Raw genomic sequence first — 19,552 nt, 5'->3', positions numbered from 1 at the left:
GCATGCCGCTGAGTTTGTCGAACCGCGACCAGAACTCGGGTCACCTGTTCTACAACCGACGGCTGCGCGCGGCGACCACCCGGTTCTCGGTGCGGATGAAGCATGACGACCGCAAGCAGACCGCCGCGCTGGTGTTGTCGATCTTGTTGGTGGCCATCGGCGCCGGTTGGATGATGCTGCTGAACGTCCTGAAACCGACTGGCGCAGTGGGTGAATCGGCGATCATCGGCGACCGCGATTCCGGTGCGATCTACGCCCGCATCGACGGCCGGCTTTATCCCGCCCTGAACTTGACGTCCGCCCGGCTGGCCACCGGAACGGCGAACCCACCGACGTGGGTGAAGCGGAGCGAGATCGCGAAGTATCCGACCGGGCCGCTCATCGGTATCCCGGGTGCGCCGGCGGCGATGCCGGTGAATCGCGGCGCGATTTCGGCGTGGGCCGTCTGCGATACGGCCGGGCGCCCCCGCAGCGGGGAGAAGCCGGTCGTCACGTCAATCGCGGGCACGCTCGACGGCGGCGGCCGCGCGGCCCCGCTGGGCGATGATGCCGGAGTGCTCGTGACGTTCGAGGGCAACACGTATGTGATCTGGGGCGGTAAACGCTCGCAGGTCGATCCGGCCAGCAGGGCGATCACCCTCAGCCTGGGCCTGGACCCCGGAGTGACGTCGCCGGTGGAGATTTCGCGCGCGCTCTACGACGGACTGCCCGCAACCGAGCCGCTGCGCGTCCCGGACGTGCCGCAGGCGGGCGCGCCGTCGACGTGGGTCTCGGGCTCGCAGGTGGGCGCGGTGTTGCAGGCCCAAACCGCCGGTGGCGGCAAGCAGTTCTACGTGCTCCTGCCCGACGGGGTGCAGAAGATCACGAGCTTCGTCGCCGATCTGCTCCGTAGCGCGAACTCCTATGGGTCAACGGCACCTCGTGTGGTGACCCCCGACGTGTTGGTCAACATCCCCCAGGTGAATTCGCTGGCCGTGGACTACTACCCGACGAAAAGGCTGAATTTCGTTGATACGGCGGCAAATCCGACTACCTGCGTAGGCTGGGAGAAGGGCTCCACGGATCCGCAGGCCCGCGTCGTCATCTATAACGGTCGGGGCCTTCCGGTGTACTCGTATCTGGATGACCGGATCGTGCACCTGGTGCGCGACGACCGCGACCCGGCGTCGGTGGTCGCCAACCAGGTGCTGGTGCTGCCGGGGGCGGCCAACTTCGTCACCTCGACCAGCGGGGTCATCACGTCCGATTCCCGCGAGTCGTTGTTCTGGGTGTCCGACAATGGCGTGCGGTTCGGCATCGCCGCCAACGACGACACGATGCGGGCACTCGGGCTCGATCCGGCCTCGGCAGTGCAGGCGCCCTGGCCATTGCTGCGCACTTTCGCTGCGGGCCCGGCGTTGTCGCGGGAATCGGCGCTCGTGGCGCGTGACACGGTGCCGGCGCTGGGAAGGGCGGCCGTGGTGACGACATCAGCGAAGGCGGGAGGCTAGGGGATGTCCAAGAAAGCGTTTCCCATCAACCGAGTCAAGATCGAGCCGCCGAAACCCGTTCGGGTAGCACCGAATGCGCCGATCGCCTTGCCGGAGCGCGAGCCACGCAACATCTGGGTGATGATCGGGGTGCCGGCGCTGATCGTGGCGCTCATCGGCACCATTGTCATGCTCTACGTGTCCGGGGTCCGAAGTCTCTCCACCGGGTTCTTCCCTCTGATGGGCATCGGCGCGTTCAGCATGCTGGCGTTTTCCGGCCGCTTCGGGCGTGCGCGCAAGATCACCTGGGGCGAAATGGAAAAGGGCCGCCGCCGCTACCTGCGCGACCTCGACACGAACCGCGACGAGATCCAGTCCGCGGTGTGCGCGCAGCGGGAATGGCAGAACGCGTTGCACTCCGATCCGCGTGGGCTCGGGGCCATCATCGGTGGGCCGCGGATGTGGGAACGCGGCCGCGGCGACGTGGACTTCCTGGAGGTGCGGGTGGGCACCGGGGTGCAGCACGCACCCGACTCGGTGTTGTCGGTCACGTGGCCCGACATCGCCTCCGATGAGGAGCTCGAACCCGTCACCGGACAGGCACTGCGGGATTTCATCTTGGAGCAGCGCAAGATTCGCGACATCGCCAAGGTGGTCAACCTGCGGTCGGCGCCGGGCTTCAGCTTTGTCGGCGACGACCTGGACCGGCTGCGCTCGCTGATGCGCTCGGTGCTGTGCTCGCTGGCGGTGTTCCACAACCCGCGCGACCTCAAATTGATGGTGGTCACCCGCAGTCCCGAGGTGTGGTCGTGGATGGTGTGGCTACCGCACAATCTGCACGACGAGTTGTTCGACGCCTGCGGCTGGCGCCGCCTGGTGTTCACCACGCCCGAGGAGCTGGAGGAGACCCTCGGCGCCGAACTGCACATGAAGGGAAAGCGTGGCGCGTGGACGCCCCCGGCGGCGGCCAGCCCGACCGCGATGGGATCGGCGCTCGAAACCGGCGGCGACACAGTGGATCTGGGTCCGCACCTGGTGATCGTCGACGACAACACCGGCAGCCCCGACGCGTGGGAGAGCGTGGTCGGGCAGGTCGGCAAGGCGGGAATCACCTTGCTGCGCATCGCGTCCCGAATCGGCACCGGTGTGGGCTTCGCGCAGGACCAGGTCTTCGAGATGGGCGAGCGGCACAGCACACCGGTAAACGGCGAAGTCAAATTCGGCCGGAACGGCTTTGACGCGGACGGCGAGGACGGCCGCCCGGCGCCCCTGTTGCGGGTGCGCGACAAGTTCTTCGCCCACGCCGACCAGCTGTCGATCCACCGTGCCTACCGGTATGCACGGGCGATGGCGCGGTGGTCGCCGACCACGCGTAGCGAAATCGCCGATTCGACCGGCGGTGCGACCGAGTTGCTGCGGGCGCTGGGCATCGTCGATCCCCGCCAATTGGACGTCGACCGGCTGTGGGCCGAGCGGCGTGGCCGCGGTGACGAGAGATGGTGTGAAATCCCCGTCGGCGCGAAACCCACCGGCGAGCTGCAGAACGTCATCATCCGCGCGAAAGACTTCGGCGGCTTCGGATTTCACTCCGTGGTGATCGGGACGAGCGGCTCGGGAAAGTCGGAGTTCTTCCTGTCGTTGGTCTACGGCATCGCGCTGACGCACTCGCCGGAGACGTTCAACGTCATCTTTGTCGACATGAAGTTCGAATCGGCGGCCCAGGACATCCTGGGCCTGCCGCACGTGGTGGCCGCCCTGTCGAACCTCGGCAAGGACGAGCGGCACCTGGCCGAACGGATGCGCCGTGTCATCGACGGCGAGATCAAGCAACGCTACGAGCTGTTCACCTCGGTGGGCGCCCGCGATGCCAATGACTACGAAGAGATCCGGTTGGCCGGACGGGACCTGCCGCCGGTGCCGGTCCTGCTCGTCATCGTCGACGAGTATCTGGAACTCTTTGCCAATCACGAGAAGTGGATCAATCTGATCATCCACATCGGCCAAGAAGGCCGTGGCGCCAACGTCTTCTTCATGTTGGGCGGGCAGCGGCTGGACCTGTCGTCGCTGCAGAAGGTGAAGTCCAACATCGCGTTCCGGATCGCCTTGCGCGCAGAGTCCGGCGACGACAGCCGCGAGGTGATCGGATCGGACGCCGCCTACCACCTGCCGTCGAAAGAGAACGGCTTCGCCCTGCTGAAGGTGGGGCCGCGCGACCTCGAACCGTTCCGCTGTTTCTACCTGTCGGCCCCCTTCGTAGTGCCCAAGGGCAAGGAGGTCGCGACCACCGTCGACATGACGCTGACCAAGCCGCGGCTGTACAACTGGCAGTTTCAGCCGCTGGAGGAAACCGACGCCGCGGCCCTGGAAGCGGCTGCCGCCGCGGACACCGAACCGGACGAATTCCTTTACCACGATGACGGGTTCAAGCGGAAGAAGATCGTCGACGTCCTGCGCGAGTCGTTGCACGACGTCCCGCACCGGTCGCCGCGCCGGCCGTGGCTGGAGCCGCTGGAGGACCCCGAGCCCGTCGACGTCCTGGTGTCGGCCTACCGCGGTAAGCCGTGGCATGTCGACTACGGCCAGAACGCGGGCCTGATGTTCCCGGTGGGCGTCATGGACATCCCCGAGGAGTCGAAGCAGATCGTGCACGCCGTCGATGCGCTGCGCAGCAACGTCATCGTGGTAGGCGCCAAGCAACGCGGCAAGACGACCACGCTGATGACGCTGATGTGTTCCGCCGCAACGATGTACAGCCCGGCGCGGGTGACGTTCTTCTGCATCGGCGGCGCGACCCTGGCCCAGGTGGCGTCGCTGCCGCACGTCACCGACATCGTGTCGCCGAAGGACGCCGAGGGCATCGAGCGGATCTTGAGCAGCATGGACGCGTTGATCGACGCGCGCGAGGATTCGTTCCGGCGGCTGAAGATCGACCTCGACGGCTTCCGTGAGCGCCGGTTCGCGCCGGGCAGTGACGGGCTTGGCGGTACCGACCCCACCGACCCCTTCGGCGATGTGTTCGTGGTGGTGGACGACTACGACGACGTGTATTCGAAAGACACCGTCCTGGGCGATCGAATCATCTCGTTGAGCAGCCGCGGTCCCGAGTATGGGGTCCACGTGATGTGCAGCGCCGGCGGCTGGATCCACGGGCAGCGACAGAGCCTGTTGCAAAACGCCACGGCGCGAATCCAATTGCGCCTCGCCGACCCGAGCGAAAGCCAGATGGGGCACTCGTCGCTGGAGTCGCGCGACGCCGCCCGGCGGACGCTGAACCGCCCGGGCTTTGGTCTGACCGACAGCCTGCACGAGTTGCGAGTCGGTGTCCCGGCGCTCGCCGATCCATCCACCGGCGCGCTGGTGAGCATCATCGATGTCGGCGCGCAGATCGCCGACGTCGCGGGTGTGACCAAACATGCGACCTTGCAGCGGCTTCCGCAGCGCGTCGAGTTGCGCGCGATCCTGGAGTACGACGCCGCGCATCGCAGCGGTGACGACCTGTCGATCGCGTTCGCCATCGGTGAGCGCCACGAACTTGGCCCGGTCCCGCTCAAGCTCCGCGAGAGCCCGGGCTTGATGATTCTGGGCCGCCAGGGTTGCGGCAAGACGCTGTCGCTCGTGTCCATCGGTGAGGCGATCATGAACCGCTTCGGCCCCGAGGAAGCGCAGCTGACCCTCATCGACCCGAAAACGGCCGCGCAGGGCCTGCGGGATCTGAGTGGGCCCGGCTACGTGCGCGCGTACGCCTATGACCAAGACGAGATCGACGAGGTGATCACCCAACTCGCACAACAAATCCTGCTGCCCCGACTGCCTCCGAAGGGCTTGAGCCAGGAGGAGCTGCGCGCGCTCAAGCCGTGGGAAGGCGCCAGGCATTTCGTCCTGATCGACGATGTCCAGGACCTGCGCCCGGATCAGAGCTACCCGCCCAAACCTCCGGTGGGGGCGGCGTTGTGGAAGCTGATGGAACGGGCCCGGCAGATCGGCCTGCACGTGTTCACCACCCGCAACAGCGCGAACTGGGCGACGCTGCAGATGGATCCGTGGATGCGGTTCCAGAACTCGGCGAAGGTGGCGCAGCTCTACATGGACAACGACCCGCAAAACCGGATCAACCGCTTGGTCCGCGCCCAGGCGCTCCCGCCCGGACGAGGCCTGCTGTTGAGTGCCGACGGCGACGTCGAAGGCGTGCTGGTCGGGATGCCGTCGACGGTCATCCAACAGCAGTAGCGACCGGAACCGTTTGCTGCTCAGAGAGTTTGACGGCTCCGCCGGGCCGACGGGGGAGCGAGCGCGGCCACCAGAACCAGCGGCCCAACAGCGCCACGATGGACGGCACGATGAACGCCCGCACGACCAGGGTGTCCAGCAACAGCCCGACGGCGATCGTGGTGCCGATCTGGGCGATGCTGAGCACGCTGCTGCTCAGCAATGCCAGCATGGTGAGCCCGAAGACGATGCCGGCAACGGTGACCACACCGCCGGTGCCGCCGAAGGCGCGAATGATGCCGGTCTTCAGGCCCGCTGCCGCTTCCTCTTTGATGCGCAACGCCAGCAACAGGTTGTAGTCCGCGCCGACGGCGATCAGGGCGATGAACGCGATCGGGGCGACGGCCCAGTGCAGATTCTGGTGCAGTAGGTGCTGCCAAATCAGCACGCTGGCACCGATAGCCGACGCGTACGAAGTGACGACGGTCCCTACGACGACCAGGCCCGCGACCGGGCTGCGCAGCATCGCCGTGACGATCAGAAAGATGAGCACCAACGCGGCGCCCACGAGCAGCTTGGTGTCACCGGCGACGAAGCGCTGCAGATCGGACGTCACCGGGCCGACGCCGGCGAGGTCGACCTCCACCGGCGTCAAGGTGCCTTCCTTGGTGGCCTCCTTGATGGCGGCGCGCACCTGGTCCGCCCGCTTGGCTCCGTCGCTGCCCCACTCCGAGCCGTCGCCGTAGACCAGCAGGTAAGCGGCGCGGCCGTTCTCGGAGATCAAGTGGCTCAACGCGGTGGTGTACCGCGGATCGGTCAATGCCCGTTGCGGCATATAGAAGTCCGCCGCACCACTGCCCTGAAATTGCGTGGCTATCTCGTTCAGGTAGTCGGTCAGCTGACGCATCTGGGGTCCGAGCGTGTCGGTCAGGTCCAGTAGGTCGTGGGTAGCCGAACGGGCTTGCCCCAAGGCGTCTTTCATCGAGCTCACGCTCTGCGGCAGACTGGCCATCGCGGTGGCGGCCGTGCTGGAGCCGCTGGTCAGTTTCGCGGTGCCGGCATCGAGGCGCGATGACGTCTGGACCAGGCTGTCGACCGGCTCGAGCACGCGGTTCAGCGTGGAGCAGATCGGATTGGCGGCGCAGTCGGGCGTCCGCCCGACGAAGTCCCGCAGCGGGTCGAGGTAACCCGACACGGTCGTGACGTTGCGCTGCAGCCCGTCCATGCCGGCGCGCATGTCGTCGGCGGCACCGGACACCTCCGCCAATCCCGCACCGCCACCGCGCAACCCGTTACCCAGCCCGTCCACCGCGACCTGGGTCCGCGCCAGCGCGCTGTCCAGCTCGGAGACCCGCTTGAGGCGCTGGCTCAGCGCATCCATGGAGTCGCCGAACTGGCGGCCGAGCACGCCGGCCTGATAGCTCAACGTCGCCTGCTCGGGCACCTTGCCGTCTGGGCGGCTGGCGGATTGCACCGCGCGCACCCCCGGTACGGCCATGATGTGCCTGGTGATTCGCTCGATGGCGATCAGGCCGGCCGGGTTGCGCAGGTCGTGGTCGGCTTGGATCGCGACAACATCGGGCAACAGGGAGTTGGCCGCGAAATGCCGGTCCGCGCTGACGTAGCCGCGGTTGGAGTCGGTTGCAGAGGGCGTGGCGGCGGGTTCGTTGAAGCCGACGCGCATGCCGGTCAGCGGTAGCGCGACCAGCAGGGTCATCCCGCCCGCGGTGACCAGGATCGGCCCGGGCCAGCGCGCCACCGCCGTCCCCACGCGCCGCCAGCGCCGCGCCGTCTTCGACGGGCGCGGTTCGAGATATCCCCGGCGGATGGCCAGGCTCATGAGTGCGGGCGTCAAGGTCAGCGCCGCGACCATGGTGGCGAGAATGCCGATGGCGCAGGGCAACCCGGCGCTCCGGAACGAGCCCACCTGGGCGAACACCAGGCAGGCCAGTGCCACCGACACGGTCAACGCCGACCCGATCACCACGGGCGCGATGGAACGGTAGGCCTCCGTCAACGCCCGGGCCGGCGCGACGCCGCGGCGGCGGCCTTCGTGGTAGCGGCCGACCAGGAAGATCGCGTAGTCGGTGCCCGCACCCAGGGTCATGGCCGCCATCAGCGCCACCGAAAAGAGCGAAACTTCAACCACATTGGACTGGCCGAGCGCGGCGACGACGGCGCGGGCCAGCGCCAGAGCGAGCCCGACCGAGACCAGCGGAATCGCGGCCGCGATCGGCGATCGGTATACCGCAAGTAGCAACAGCAAAATGAGACCGATCGTGGCGGCGGTGATTCCGAGCATCTGGCGATCGATCGCGGAGAACTCGTCGACGATCGTGGCGCCCGGCCCGGTGACATGGACTTCCAGCCCGGCCGGCGGTGAGAGCTTGGAGACGGTGGCGCGGACAGCGTTCACCGAATCACGCGCCTGTGCGGTGCCGAGCATTCCGGCCAGCCGCACCATCACGCTGACGGCCCGCCCGTCCGAACTCTGCGCGCCGGCGGCGGGCTGCGACCACAGGTCGGTCACCGCGTACACGTGACGGTGATCGGAGCCCAGTGCCGTCGTCATCGCGTCGTAGAACTGACGGTCGCGAGGAGTCAGCTCCTGATTGCGTTCTAGGACAACGTAAACGAAGTTGTTGCTCGGTGTCTGATCGAACAGCTGGGCGGCCCTCGAGGCGGCGACCGCGCTCGGCGCGTCCGTTGGCATGAATGACCTGGCGTGCGAGTCGACGACCCGCTCCAGTTGTGGGAACGCCAGGTTGGCGGCGGCAGCCGCCAGGACCCACAGGCCGACGATCAGAACCGCGTAGCGGCCGGTGAGCCGGCTCAGCAATCCCCGTCCGTCATGCAACGGTCTGCCGATCGCCGGTCGGTCCGCCGAACAGGCCCACGGCGACGTACTCGCCGCGGGTCAGCGAGCGCACCCGCAGCGACCTGCGGGAGCCGGCGCGTATCAGCGCGTGCAGGCCGGGTTCGGCGGCCTCGAGATCGGCCCGTACCTGTTCGGCCGCCACCCCCTCATGCGCCGCCTGATCCAGCTTGGCCACCAGCATGGTGATCCAGCGCTGTCCCAGCGAAAGCAGCAGCCCCTCCTCGTCACCGAACAGCCGGGCTAGCTCGGATGAGTTGGCGACCAACGCAAGTGCCGCCTCGGGATCGGCCGCGGCCTTGATGACTTCGGCCATGAAGGCCATCCGGTCGTGCAGCAGTGTCCATGTCATGACTGAAACGCTAGGAAATCGGTCGCCGGCTGCGCGTCGTGCCGAAGTGCAGTCTTTGCCTCCTACCATGGGCGGAGCCGATCGCCGCCCACGGCATGATGTGCGCAGGTAACGCGCCCTTCTACGATTGGACGATGTTGCGTGCCGCAACGAGATATGTGCGCGAACAGCTTCGCCGGCGAGGCGAGCTGATTCCCGTCGGCCTCACCTGGGCGTCGTTCGTCGCCGTCGATGTCAGCCATGTCGGTGGCGCGGTGATCGCGATCCTGCAGCGCCCCACCGCGGACCTGCCCGTCGGGCTGGCCGCGTTCGCGGTGTCGATCGCACCGACGCTGGTGTTCTTCTTTCTGAACACGAAGCTCAGCCCGCTGTTGATGTGGGCGACGTGGATGACGGCCACCGCCATGATGCTGTTCGGCACGTCGACACCCATTCACGCCGATTTCGCCCCGGCGCTGCTGGTGCTGCTCGTGTTGTCAATCGCCACGTTGAGCTCCATCGCGGTCGGACTCCTGGCCGCCGCGTCGGCGGCAGCGCTGCTATTGGCCGCCTCCGGCCTGCACCGCCTGGACGCGGTGGGGCTGTACTTGGCGTTCGTGGGGGCGGGGTGGCTGCTCGGTTACGTGATGCGCACTCAACGGCTGCTGCTGGCGCAACAGATCGAGGCGCAGAAGATGCTGGCCGAACACGCCGCCGCCGATGAGAGGCGGCGCATCGCCCGCGAGGTGCACGACGTGATCGCCCATTCGCTCAGCATCACCCTGTTGCATGTGACCGGTGCGCGGCGCGCGCTGCAGCAGGATCGCGACGTGGACGACGCGGTCGAGGCGCTCGAACAGGCCGAACGCCTGGGCCGACAGGCCATGGCCGACATCCGGCGCACCGTCGGACTGCTGGACAGCTCGCCGACGAAATCCGCGCAGACCACGCCCGAACCCGGCATCGACGACGTCGGCGTCCTCGTCGCGGATTTTCAGCGTGCCGGCCTGGACGTCGTGCTGGAAATCGACGGCGCCACCGAACGCGTCTCGGCGGCGGTCGGCCTCGCGCTGTACCGCATCACCCAGGAATCCCTGACGAACATCGCCAAACACGCACCGGATTCGAAATCGACGGTGGCGCTGAATATCTCGGTAGCCTCGGCGAGGCTCACCGTCGACAACCGGTTGCCGGTGGCGATCGCCGCCCCGCATTCCGCCGAGGGGCGCGGGTTGCGCGGCATGCGCCAGCGTGTCGAGCTGCTGGGCGGGGCCATCGATGCCGGCCCGACCCACGACGGATGGTCGGTGCGCGCCGACATACCGCTGCACGAAGGTGATGCCGGCTGGCGCCCGTGGTGGTGCAAGGCGTGATCCCACACACTCCAGAGACTCCCGAGATCACCGTCCTGCTCGTCGACGATCAGGAGCTGGTGCGCTCGGGGCTGCGCCGGATCTTGCGGCGCAAGGACGGTTTCGTCATCGTGGCGGAATGCTCCGACGGTGACGAGGTGCCGGCGGCGGTGGCCGAACACCGACCCGACGTGGTGGTGATGGATCTGCGCATGCGCCGAGTCGACGGCATCGAGGCGACTCGCAGGCTCGGGGGCGCACCCCCGGTGCTGGCGCTGACCACGTTCAACGAGGACGAGCTGCTGTCCGAGGCGCTGCGCGCAGGGGCGGCCGGCTTTGTGCTCAAGGACTCGTCCGCCGAGGAACTGATCCGCGCCGTGCGCGCGGTCGCCCGGGGCGACAGCTACCTGGATCCCGCGGTCACCGCGCGCGTGCTGACCACCTATCGCAGAGCCGCCCCGGGTCCGCGTGGCACCGCGATCGGGGAGTTGACCACTCGCGAGCTCGACGTCCTCACATTGATAGGCCGCGGCCTTTCCAACGCCGAGATCGCCGACCAACTCTGCATCTCCGGCGTCACGGTCAAAAGCCATATCGGCCGGATCTTCGGAAAACTCGACCTGCGCGACCGCGCCGCGGCGATCGTCTACGCGTACGACAACGGCATCGTCGTCCCGCGCTGAGGGGCCTACAGGGGCGCGCCCTGATCGGCCAGGTTCAGCAGGCCGTAGGCCATGCACATCAGGAAGTTCAACACCACCAGGACCAAACCGGCGAACATCAACGAGCGGGCGCCCTGCCGCTTCAGCCGCTTGTACCGCGCGGCGCGCGTTTCACGCTCGAACCGTAGGGCGATCAGCGCGAAATTGATGTCCATCGCTTCATGAGCCGCAAGGGGCGCACCCGCCAGCATCTCCCGCACGCGGTCGGGCGCGGTTCGGACGCCGACGCGCTCGAAGTTCTGGCACATTCGCCGCGCGCGTCTTCGCGCGAGTGGTTGATATCGCATCTGTAGCTGATGCGCGAGTTGCCCTCGGTCGTCCCCCCACGGGTTTGACGGGGTCATCACGAAACGGATTCTAAATCGCATCGGGCCGATTACGGCGTGTCTACACGAATTTATGTTGGCGACGGTTGACTCGGCGGGCCGCCGCTCATTCGCTCAGACTGGGGTAGATCCAGATAACGCTCCAGGTTGCGATGCATGTTGATCACGCGCCGTTCCTCGCTGGACAGCACCAGATGGGTGAAACCTGGCTGATGCATGCCGCGCTGCAGGCCCGCGAGCACCTGAATGTCCTGGGTGAGCACCACGCCGGGCTCGGCCTCGCCGGCGGTTACCCGGACATCGGTCGGCTTGGCGCGCGCGGCGCCCGGCGGCATCCGCGTCATCAGGAACATGACCAGCTCGCCCCTGTCGGGATCGGGGCCGGGGCGTGAGCACATGACCGTCAGATGATCGGCGTTGGCCAGCAGCGTCATGTTGGGGAAGACGTTGTACTGGTGCAGGCGGGTGATCCGGTCCGTGTCGGCCCAGTCGAGGTCCACGCCGCGGGTCGCGGCATACGCCCGGGTGTGTGCGGCGATCAGATCCTGAACCGTCTCACCCGATTGGTGCTCGGGGAACGGCGTGCCCTCGGCGGCTCCCATGAGCGCGCCCTGCGTGTAAGCGTAAGCGTCCCAGACTTCTTCGTCGCTCAGCGCGCCGTCGAAGCGTGGGCTCTGCACGCCGTAGGGCTGGTCGGATTTTCCGGTGTGACCCCAGATCTGTTGTGGCGCATGAATGTCGTCGACGCAGCGCAGCAATTCCGGGTGCAGCGTCTGAATGTGGTAAGTCTCGCTGTAACCGTCGGCGATCGTCTTCCAGTTCGCGTCGACCTCGACGGTCAGCGTGGCATAGCACCGGAAGTCGCTCAACCGGCACCAGGCGATGTCGTCGGGCACCGCCTCCAGGTACTCGAGCAGCGGCATCGCGTCAAGGTCCGAATTGACGAAGACGAGTTCCTCCCAGGTGTCCACCCGCACCGGCACCAGCGGGAAGTCAGACATCTTCAGCGACCCGAAGCCCTTGCGGTTGGGCACCCGCTTGAGCGTGCCGCCCAGGTCCCAGGTCCACCCGTGATAGCCGCACTTGAGCTCCCGCAGCCCCGAGCCCGAACCCACGCACACGGAGTTGCCGCGGTGACGACAGGCGTTCTGGAAGGCGCGCAGCACCCCGTCGTCACCGCGCACAATCAACACACCGTATGGGCCGCAGCGGTATTCGAAATAGTCGCCCGGCTCGGCGACGTGGTCGACCATGCACGCCAACTGCCAGACCTTCGGCCACATCCGCTCGACCTCGAGTGCGGCGAACGCGGGGGAGTAATACCGCTGCGCCGGCACCAGGGTCGGGCTTTCCGGCGGGGTGCCGATCGCGTCCTCGTCTCGGGTGCGGGTCGGGTTGCCGGCGGGCGCGTTCATGTGGGGAGCCTTAACGCGCTCCGCGTACCAAACGTCCGGGACGGGCGCCGGTGTCGACGTCGTCGCGCCGGGTGACGGTCCCGCTGACGATGGTGGCCGCGTAGCCGCTCGCCCCCTGCAGGATCCGGTTCCCGCCGGCGGGCAGGTCGAAGGCCATCGCGGCGGGATGCAGCGTCAGGGCGTCCATGTCGATGACGTTGATGTCGGCCTTCTTCCCCGGCTCGATGGTGCCGCGATCGGTGAGGCCGAACAGGTGGGCGGTGTCGCGGGCCTGCTTGCGGATCACGTACTCCAGCGACAGCTTCTCGCCGCGGCGCCGGTCGCGCGCCCAGTGCGTGAGCAAGAACGTGGGATACGAAGCGTCGCAGATCATCCCGCAGTGGGCGCCGCCGTCGGAGAGCCCGAGCACGCCGGCCGGGTGCAGCAGCATCTCCCGGATCGCATCGCAGTTGCCGTCGGCGTAGTTGAACAAGGGGAGCATCAACATGGCGGTCGCGTCCGACTCGAGCATGAGGTCGTAGAGGGTGGACAGCGGGTCCTCGCCGCGGGCCTTGGCGATGGCCGCGACGGTGCGGTCCGGGGTGGGCTCGTAGTCCGGCGGGTTACCGAGTGAGTAGAGGCGATGCAGGGAGTGCTGCACCAAAGCGAACATCCCGTCGAACAACAGGGTCGGGTCGGCGGGCAGGTCGTCCTCGGACAGGATCGCGGCCTTCACCGCGGGATCGGCCAGGCGCCGCGCGAGTTCCTCGCGGCCGCATTCGGCCTGCAGTCGGCGGTAGGTGGGCCGGTGGCTGAAGCCGTGGTGGCCCTGGAATCCGATCATCATGCCGAACGGGCGGGCCGCGACTTGCGGGTACAACCGGCTGCCCGCGGCGTGCGCGTCGGCGGAGAGGTCGAGCATTTCGCGCCACAGGTTCGGATCGGCGTCCACCTGGATGAGGGCGAACGACACCGACCGGTCGATCTCGCCGCTCAACCGCCGCATCCAGTCCAGTTCCTTCTTGGGGGCGACGATGTCCTCGCCCGCCGATCCCTGCGGCGCCAGCTCGAACACCGCCTGGCCGCCGGCGGCCATGGCCCGCCCGAGGCCGAACAGTTCATCCTCGGCGGCGTAGGTGCCGGGGACCGGTTCGCCGTCCATGGCACGGTGCCCCATCGTGCGGGAGGTGGAAAATCCGAGCGCGCCGGCCTCGATCGCTTCCCGAACCAGCCGGCCCATGGCCTCGATGTCCTCCGGGGTGGCCGGCTCGTTGCGCGCACCCCGCTCGCCCATCGCGTAGGCGCGGATGGCGCCGTGGGCGACCTGGCTGCCAACGTCGACGGCGAACTTGTGCTTGCCGATCGCGTCCAGGTATTCGGGATAGGTTTCCCAGCCCCAAGTGATGCCCTCGGTGAGCGCGGTGCCGGGGATGTCCTCCACGCCTTCCATCAGCTCGATCAGCCACTTCTCGGTGCCGGGCCGCACCGGGGCGAAGCCGACGCCGCAGTTTCCGGTCACGAGCGTGGTGACGCCATGGCCGCTGGACGGCTCGAGCAAGCTGTCCCAACTCACCTGGCCGTCGTAGTGGGTGTGGATGTCGACGAAGCCGGGTGCCACCACCCGGCCGGTGGCATCGATGGTTTCGGCGGCCGCACCGCCCATCTCGGGGCCATCGGCCCCGCGGCGGACGACGTCGACGATCTTGCCGTCCTTGATGCCGACGTCGGCGCGATAGCGCTCCGCGCCGGTGCCGTCGACGACGGTGCCACCAACGATCTTCAGATCGAACATGAGACTCTCCTTGCCGCCATGGGCTGAAGGCGCAAAAAACCCGCAGCATTACGCTACGGGAAGTAGCGTAACTCTTGCCGCGGCCATCGCAATAGGTTCGGCGAAACTTGCTTGTCTTAAAGCGAACTCTGCAGCGCCGCGACCGTTTCCAGATCGTCGAGCGCCTCGACACCGCGCCGCAGCCCTTCCATGGCGATGTCTTCGACCTGCATGCCGCCCATGCCCGCGGTGATCAGCGGCGCCACGTATGCGTACAGCGCGGCCTGGCGGAAGCGCAGCCAGAGTTCGTCGCGATCCAGTTCGGGTCCACCGGCCGCGGCGAGCGAGCGGCGGTAGTCGTCGAGCAGTTCGCGCTGGGTCGCCCGGCGGTCTTCGGGCGTGAGGCTGGTGATCAGCGTGTAGGCGAGTTCCCGCGACGGATGCCCACGCCGCACCGCCTGCCAGTCCAGCAGTCCGGCCTTGCCGCCGTGGAAATACATGTTGCCGGGGTGCGCATCGCCGTGCATGACGGTGTGTGGGGGAGTGTCGATGAGGGCGGCGACGGCCCGATAGTTGTCGGCGATGAAGCGGCCGCTTTCGACGGGGATCTCGGTGCGCTCGGCAAGGCGCTTGATCGAGGCGTGCATCAGCGAGCCGGTCAGCACGGAAGTGACGTCGCCGGACGGCGTGTAGAGCCAGCCCAGGGGGCCGCGCCCGTCGCGGGGGAGGCGGTTCCAGAAGGTCGCGTGCAGGTCGGCGAGCAGCTCGACGATCAGGCCGGCCTGCTCGGGCGAAAGCGGGTGCAGGGTGTCGGGGAATTCGCACGACTCGGCGGGAAGATCCTCCAGCACCAGCAGGTAGCGCCCCGTCCACGGGTCGAATGCCGCGCCGAAGGCATACGGGGCGCCGACGACCTGCGGCGCAAGCTGCCGGTAGAACCGCACCTCGGTGTGCCCGAGCCGGCCCAACTCACCCATCAACCGGGTGGCCGCCGTCTCCGCCGCGAGCTTGACGAACACCGAGTCGGGGACATTCTTTCCGGTCAGCACCAGCCGAGCCCGCGACGACGTCCCCGCGTCGCTGTCCAGGACGCGGACGGTTCTGACGGCGGTGCCCATCACCTTGGAGAGCACTGCCGCATCGATGTCCCGCACCCGCCGCGGCAACCCCACCCGGCCGCCGACCACTGCGTCGGCGGCTACCCGGCCCACGCCGAGGCCCAGGTGAGCGGCCAGACCGACGGCCGAAATGGCCCGCTCCACAGGGTTATTCATATTTGTTCGTTTCTTGGTGCGGACGTATCACCCGCACGCGAGCCGTTCGGACGTCGCGGCACGGGGTCAGTCCAAAATACTCGAAGGCGGCGATATCAGACAATACGTTGTTATTGTCTGATCTCCGGGTACCAGGGCCCGCACCACGAATTGCTCGACGAACTCGCGTTTGTCGGCGGCCGGGCGGTACCGCCAAGAGGGCGCCAGGAGAAACAGCGTCGTCGCGTGCAGCCATTGCACGACCGACCGCGGGTCGAGATCGGCGTAAAGACGCCCGGCCGATTTCCACCGATCCAGCAGCGGTTGGTAGTGCCGCAACAGCGTCTCCACGATGGGCTCCGAACCCTTCTCGAGGGCCGTCGCCACGGCGGTGCTCTCGGCCGCGAACAGCGCCTCGTTGAGAGGATCGCCGTCCACCGACTCGACGCGGGCCAGCACCATCTCGGGCACCGACCGCACCGGATCGTCGGGGGCGGCCAGCGACCGGACCAATTCGCCGAGCGCGTGGTCGACCCGCTTCAGGATCAGGCCCAGCAGGACGTCGTCGCGGCCGGGGAAATACCGGTAGACCGTGGAACGTGACACCCCTGCCTCGTCGGCCACTTCACCCATCCGGAACTGGGTGTTGCCGCGATGCGCGATGCAGCGGCCCGCGGCGTCCAGGATGCGGCTGCGGGCCTCCTCGTCGTCGAGGATCGCGCGGTCGTCGCCCCACCGGCGACTCGGTTCCATGGCGCAGATGTTACGGGGTCAGTTCCCCATGACAACGAATTCCATTGCGAACCAAGCACATCGGACGCACGCAGGGTACCGCGGGTTCAAGTGCCCGGGCGTTGTGTCAGATCGGTCCAGGTCAAGGTGACGCGGGTGCCGCGCGGGGCGCGGTCGATGGTCACCTCGTCGGCGAGGGTCTCCATCAACGGAATGCCGCGTCCGCGGAGTTGCTGCTGGTACTGGGCCGGCATTCGCTGACGCCAACGGCCGCGATCGTCGACGGTGACGGACAAGGTGTCGGTCTGCCGGTCGTAGGCGGCGCTCACGTCCAGCGTCCCGCGCTGGGAGGTCTCGCAATAGGCGAATTCCGCGGCGTTGGCGATGGCTTCGTTTACCGCCAGCAGGACGTCGCTGAACCGGTCGGAACTGAGACTGAAATGCGTTTCGAGCCAGACCCCGAATTCGGCTCGGGCCCGAGCAGCGCTACGCGGGTCGGCGGCGACGCGGTTCCGCGCGAAGCGGAATCGATCATCGATGTTCGACACGTCATGCGGTTGAGGATCAGAGCGCCCCATCGTTCCCAGTTGTGCCCCCATCTCGAGGTTCACCCACCAGCAATGCCGCTCAGTGCGTCGTCAAGCGAGCTGTAGAGCGCGAGCACGCTGTCGATTCCCATCAGCTTGATCGGTCTGCTCGTCGCCGAGCCGTTGGCGACGACAGCGAATTTTGTCGGCGGCTGGGTCTCCGCCTGCGCCGTCACCAGGACGGTCATTCCGGCTGACGCCAAGAAGTCCACTTTCGACAGGTCAACGATCAGCGCGGCGGGTTTGGTCGCCATCGCGGTCTGGATGGCCTCGGACAGATGCGGCGAGCTGAGCATGTCCACTTCACCCGAGACGGTCAACACGACCGCCTCGTCTACCTGCTGTTTTCCTACTGAGAAAGCGGTCGGATCGATTGGATCGCCAGTTAGTTCGCCCATGGTCTATCACTCACATTCGGTCCCTGGTGGGACACCGTTAGCTCTTCAAACAGCCACTGCCAACACCGGGGGCTGCTTGTTCAACCCCACGGAAAGCGCTTGCCCTTCGGAGGAGAGACACTCCGTCGATCTGCGCTCCAGCTACAGATGCAGCCGCAAGTTGTTCATTCGATGGTATGACACGCGGCGAACCACACCCAAAACGAGTGAACGAATGGCCCCGGCGCGACGTCCTGTGAGTGTGTGCGCCGCCCCCTCCAGAAGTTGCGCTTGGCATTGGCCCATGCGTGAATTGCCTCTACCGAATTCGTGTCCCACCCGGGCCTCCTGGCCTGCACAAACGCGGAAGGACGGTCGGCGTGGAGCCCGGTGATGGTAGCGAGCAGGACGACCCGCGGGCCGATGTCGAGCCCACCGGCGCCGGTACCGACGCAGTGACACGACGGCGCGCATTGCTGGGCATGGGAGCGGTGGCCGGCATCGCCGCGGTCGATGTCGGTGGCTTCGCCTACGCGGGCGGCTGGCTGCGACCAGGTGCCCTGACACCGCCCCGGTTCGCCGACCGCTTCGAACACGTCTACGGACGCCACGACGGCTTTCGCCGGAATCACGCCAAGGGGCTCAGCGCCGTCGGAACATTTACGAGCACCGGGGCAGGGGCGGCGATCTGCCGCGCCGCCGTCTTCCGGGCGGGGAAGGTGACGGTGATCGGCCGGTTCTCCCTCTCGGGTGGCCTCCCGGACCAGGCGGACGCGCCCACCACGGTGCGCGGACTGGGTTTGCTTTTCCAGGGCCCCGACGGCCAGCAATGGCGCACCGCGATGGTCAACATCCCCGTCTTCCCGGACAGCACGCCGCAGGGCTTCTACGACCGGCTGATCGCTTCCAAACCGGTGCCGGGCACGGGCAAGGCCGACCCCGAGAAGATGGCCGTCTTCCTCGACCGTCACCCCGAGACGGCCGCGGCGATGAAGGTCATCAAGCAGGCCCCGCCCAGCTCGGGGTTCGCCGACAGCACGTTCTACGGCCTGAACGCGTTTCGGTTCACCAACGGCGCCGGGGCAACCGTTCCGGTGCGCTGGGCCGCCGTTCCGCAGGAAGCGGCGGTCGCACCGGCGGCACCGGACGGCAAGGACTACCTTTTCGACGACCTCATCCGCGCGCTCGCGCAGCGAGCACTCAATTGGCGGCTGGTGCTCACGGTCGGGGAGCCGGACGATCCGACCCACGACGCCACGAAACCCTGGCCGCGATCGCGCCGCACCATTGACGCCGGCACCGTCACCGTCACGGCGGTGCAGACCGAGGCGCCCGGCAACGCCCGCGACATCAACTTCGACCCGCTGGTCCTGCCGGACGGCATCACCGCCTCCGACGACCCGCTGCTCGCCGCGAGATCGGCCGTCTATGCCCGCTCGTTCACCCGCCGCGCGGAGGAACCAAAGACGCCCAGCGCAGTCGACGTTTCCCGGGTGCTCCGGTGAGCGACGCCAACGCCACGGCCCGGTTCGCGCTCCCGTCCCGCCTGCTGCACTGGCTGATGGCGCCGATGGTCATCGCCCAACTGCTCATCGGCGTCACCATGGTCGCGGCACTGAGCTGCTACCCGCTGCTGCTGGCCATCCATCGGCCGCTGGGTGTGCTGATCCTGACGTTCGCCGTGGTGCGGCTGGCGAATCGGCTCAGGCACCGGCCGCCACCGTTTCTGTCCACGATGAGCCGCGCCGAACGGCGCATCGCGACGTGGTCGGAATACCTGCTCTACGCCCTGCTGCTGGTGCAGCCCCTCACCGGGTGGGCCATGCTCTCGGCGGCGCGGTTTCCGGTCACGCTGGTGGGGCCGCTGCGCCTGCCCGGCATCGCGCCGCACCGCATCGACATGTTCGCGGTGCTGCGCGAGTGCCACGGCGCCTTCGCGTTGCTGCTTTTTCTGACGTTCACCGCCCACATGTGCGCGGTGCTCTTTCACACGCTCGTGCTGCGCGACGGGCTCCTCGATCGCATGGCGCTGTGGCGCGCCAGACCCGCCGCCGCGCGAGCAGACCAAGCCGAGCTGTAGCGACCTGCCTCCCCGGGCTCCGATCGGCCGAATATGATCGGCACGATTAGCGCAGGGGGTTGGGCACCGCAGGCGCC

General features: G+C 67.6%; 15 protein-coding genes. 6 read left to right on the top strand and 9 right to left on the bottom strand.

Annotated features, from left to right (window positions below):
• The first annotated feature begins 2 nt into the window (after window positions 1-2).
• Together eccB and eccCa are read left to right on the top strand one after the other, a co-directional pair.
• Window positions 3-1,490: a type VII secretion protein EccB gene (gene eccB / locus H7J89_RS09025; protein WP_264042012.1), complete on the top strand. Its 1,488-nt coding sequence runs from the start codon at window positions 3-5 to the stop codon at window positions 1,488-1,490.
• Between the two features lie 3 nt (window positions 1,491-1,493).
• Window positions 1,494-5,696 carry a type VII secretion protein EccCa gene (gene eccCa, locus H7J89_RS09020; RefSeq protein ID WP_264042010.1) on the top strand — a complete coding sequence of 1,401 codons (4,203 nt, stop codon included), beginning with the start codon at window positions 1,494-1,496 and terminating at the stop codon, window positions 5,694-5,696.
• Here the strand turns inward: eccCa and H7J89_RS09015 are convergent.
• Together H7J89_RS09015 and H7J89_RS09010 are read right to left on the bottom strand one after the other, a co-directional pair.
• Complete coding sequence (locus H7J89_RS09015; protein ID WP_264042008.1) at window positions 5,680-8,532, bottom strand: MMPL/RND family transporter; 2,853 nt, start codon at window positions 8,530-8,532, stop codon at window positions 5,680-5,682. The two genes, eccCa and H7J89_RS09015, sit on opposite strands and share 17 nt — an antisense overlap.
• Window positions 8,525-8,902 carry a hypothetical protein gene (locus H7J89_RS09010; RefSeq protein WP_264042005.1) on the bottom strand — a complete coding sequence of 126 codons (378 nt, stop codon included), beginning with the start codon at window positions 8,900-8,902 and terminating at the stop codon, window positions 8,525-8,527. The genes H7J89_RS09015 and H7J89_RS09010 overlap by 8 nt, the downstream gene beginning before the upstream one ends.
• A 134-nt stretch (window positions 8,903-9,036) precedes the next feature.
• Between H7J89_RS09010 and H7J89_RS09005 the strand changes: the two genes are divergently transcribed.
• Window positions 9,037-10,254, top strand: a complete 1,218-nt coding sequence (locus H7J89_RS09005) for a sensor histidine kinase (protein ID WP_264042003.1) — start codon at window positions 9,037-9,039, stop codon at window positions 10,252-10,254.
• Window positions 10,254-10,916 (top strand): response regulator transcription factor, encoded by a 663-nt coding sequence (locus H7J89_RS09000; RefSeq protein WP_264043779.1) that lies wholly within the window; start codon window positions 10,254-10,256, stop codon window positions 10,914-10,916. Before H7J89_RS09005 ends, H7J89_RS09000 begins: the two co-directional genes overlap by 1 nt.
• A gap of 5 nt (window positions 10,917-10,921) precedes the next feature.
• Here H7J89_RS09000 and H7J89_RS08995 read toward each other — a convergent pair whose 3' ends face one another.
• From H7J89_RS08995 to H7J89_RS08965, 7 genes are all read right to left on the bottom strand, one after another.
• The gene (locus tag H7J89_RS08995) at window positions 10,922-11,203 is read right to left on the bottom strand and encodes a hypothetical protein (protein WP_264042001.1); all 282 of its coding nucleotides are present in this window, start codon (window positions 11,201-11,203) and stop codon (window positions 10,922-10,924) included.
• A 149-nt stretch (window positions 11,204-11,352) separates the two neighbouring features.
• A complete protein-coding gene (locus H7J89_RS08990) occupies window positions 11,353-12,696 on the bottom strand; it encodes an aromatic ring-hydroxylating oxygenase subunit alpha (RefSeq protein ID WP_264041999.1) in 1,344 nt (447 codons plus the stop codon).
• 10 nt (window positions 12,697-12,706) lie between these two features.
• A complete protein-coding gene (locus tag H7J89_RS08985; protein ID WP_264041997.1) occupies window positions 12,707-14,467 on the bottom strand; it encodes an N-acyl-D-amino-acid deacylase family protein in 1,761 nt (586 codons plus the stop codon).
• Window positions 14,468-14,583: 116 nt separating this feature from the next.
• On the bottom strand, window positions 14,584-15,720 hold the full coding sequence (locus H7J89_RS08980) for a phosphotransferase (protein WP_264041995.1): 1,137 nt from the start codon (window positions 15,718-15,720) through the stop codon (window positions 14,584-14,586).
• A gap of 66 nt (window positions 15,721-15,786) precedes the next feature.
• Window positions 15,787-16,452, bottom strand: coding sequence for a TetR/AcrR family transcriptional regulator (locus H7J89_RS08975; RefSeq protein ID WP_264041993.1), 666 nt, complete (start codon window positions 16,450-16,452; stop codon window positions 15,787-15,789).
• 86 nt (window positions 16,453-16,538) lie between these two features.
• On the bottom strand, window positions 16,539-16,979 hold the full coding sequence (locus H7J89_RS08970; RefSeq protein ID WP_264041990.1) for an ATP-binding protein: 441 nt from the start codon (window positions 16,977-16,979) through the stop codon (window positions 16,539-16,541).
• A gap of 59 nt (window positions 16,980-17,038) precedes the next feature.
• Window positions 17,039-17,416, bottom strand: a complete 378-nt coding sequence (locus H7J89_RS08965; protein WP_264041988.1) for an STAS domain-containing protein — start codon at window positions 17,414-17,416, stop codon at window positions 17,039-17,041.
• Window positions 17,417-17,775: 359 nt separating this feature from the next.
• On the opposite strand from H7J89_RS08965, the gene H7J89_RS08960 reads away from it, so the two are divergent.
• Window positions 17,776-18,900, top strand: coding sequence for a catalase family peroxidase (locus H7J89_RS08960; protein WP_372513746.1), 1,125 nt, complete (start codon window positions 17,776-17,778; stop codon window positions 18,898-18,900).
• Entirely contained in the window at window positions 18,897-19,475 is a 579-nt protein-coding gene (locus H7J89_RS08955) for a cytochrome b (protein WP_264041986.1), read from the top strand. Before H7J89_RS08960 ends, H7J89_RS08955 begins: the two co-directional genes overlap by 4 nt.
• Window positions 19,476-19,552: the final 77 nt, after the last annotated feature.

Origin of the sequence: Mycobacterium paraffinicum, from assembly GCF_025822865.1 — a bacterium.
Taxonomy (GTDB): domain Bacteria; phylum Actinomycetota; class Actinomycetes; order Mycobacteriales; family Mycobacteriaceae; genus Mycobacterium; species Mycobacterium paraffinicum.
Note: the sequence above shows the minus strand (reverse complement) of the source record. Positions and strands in the feature narration are given on the sequence as shown.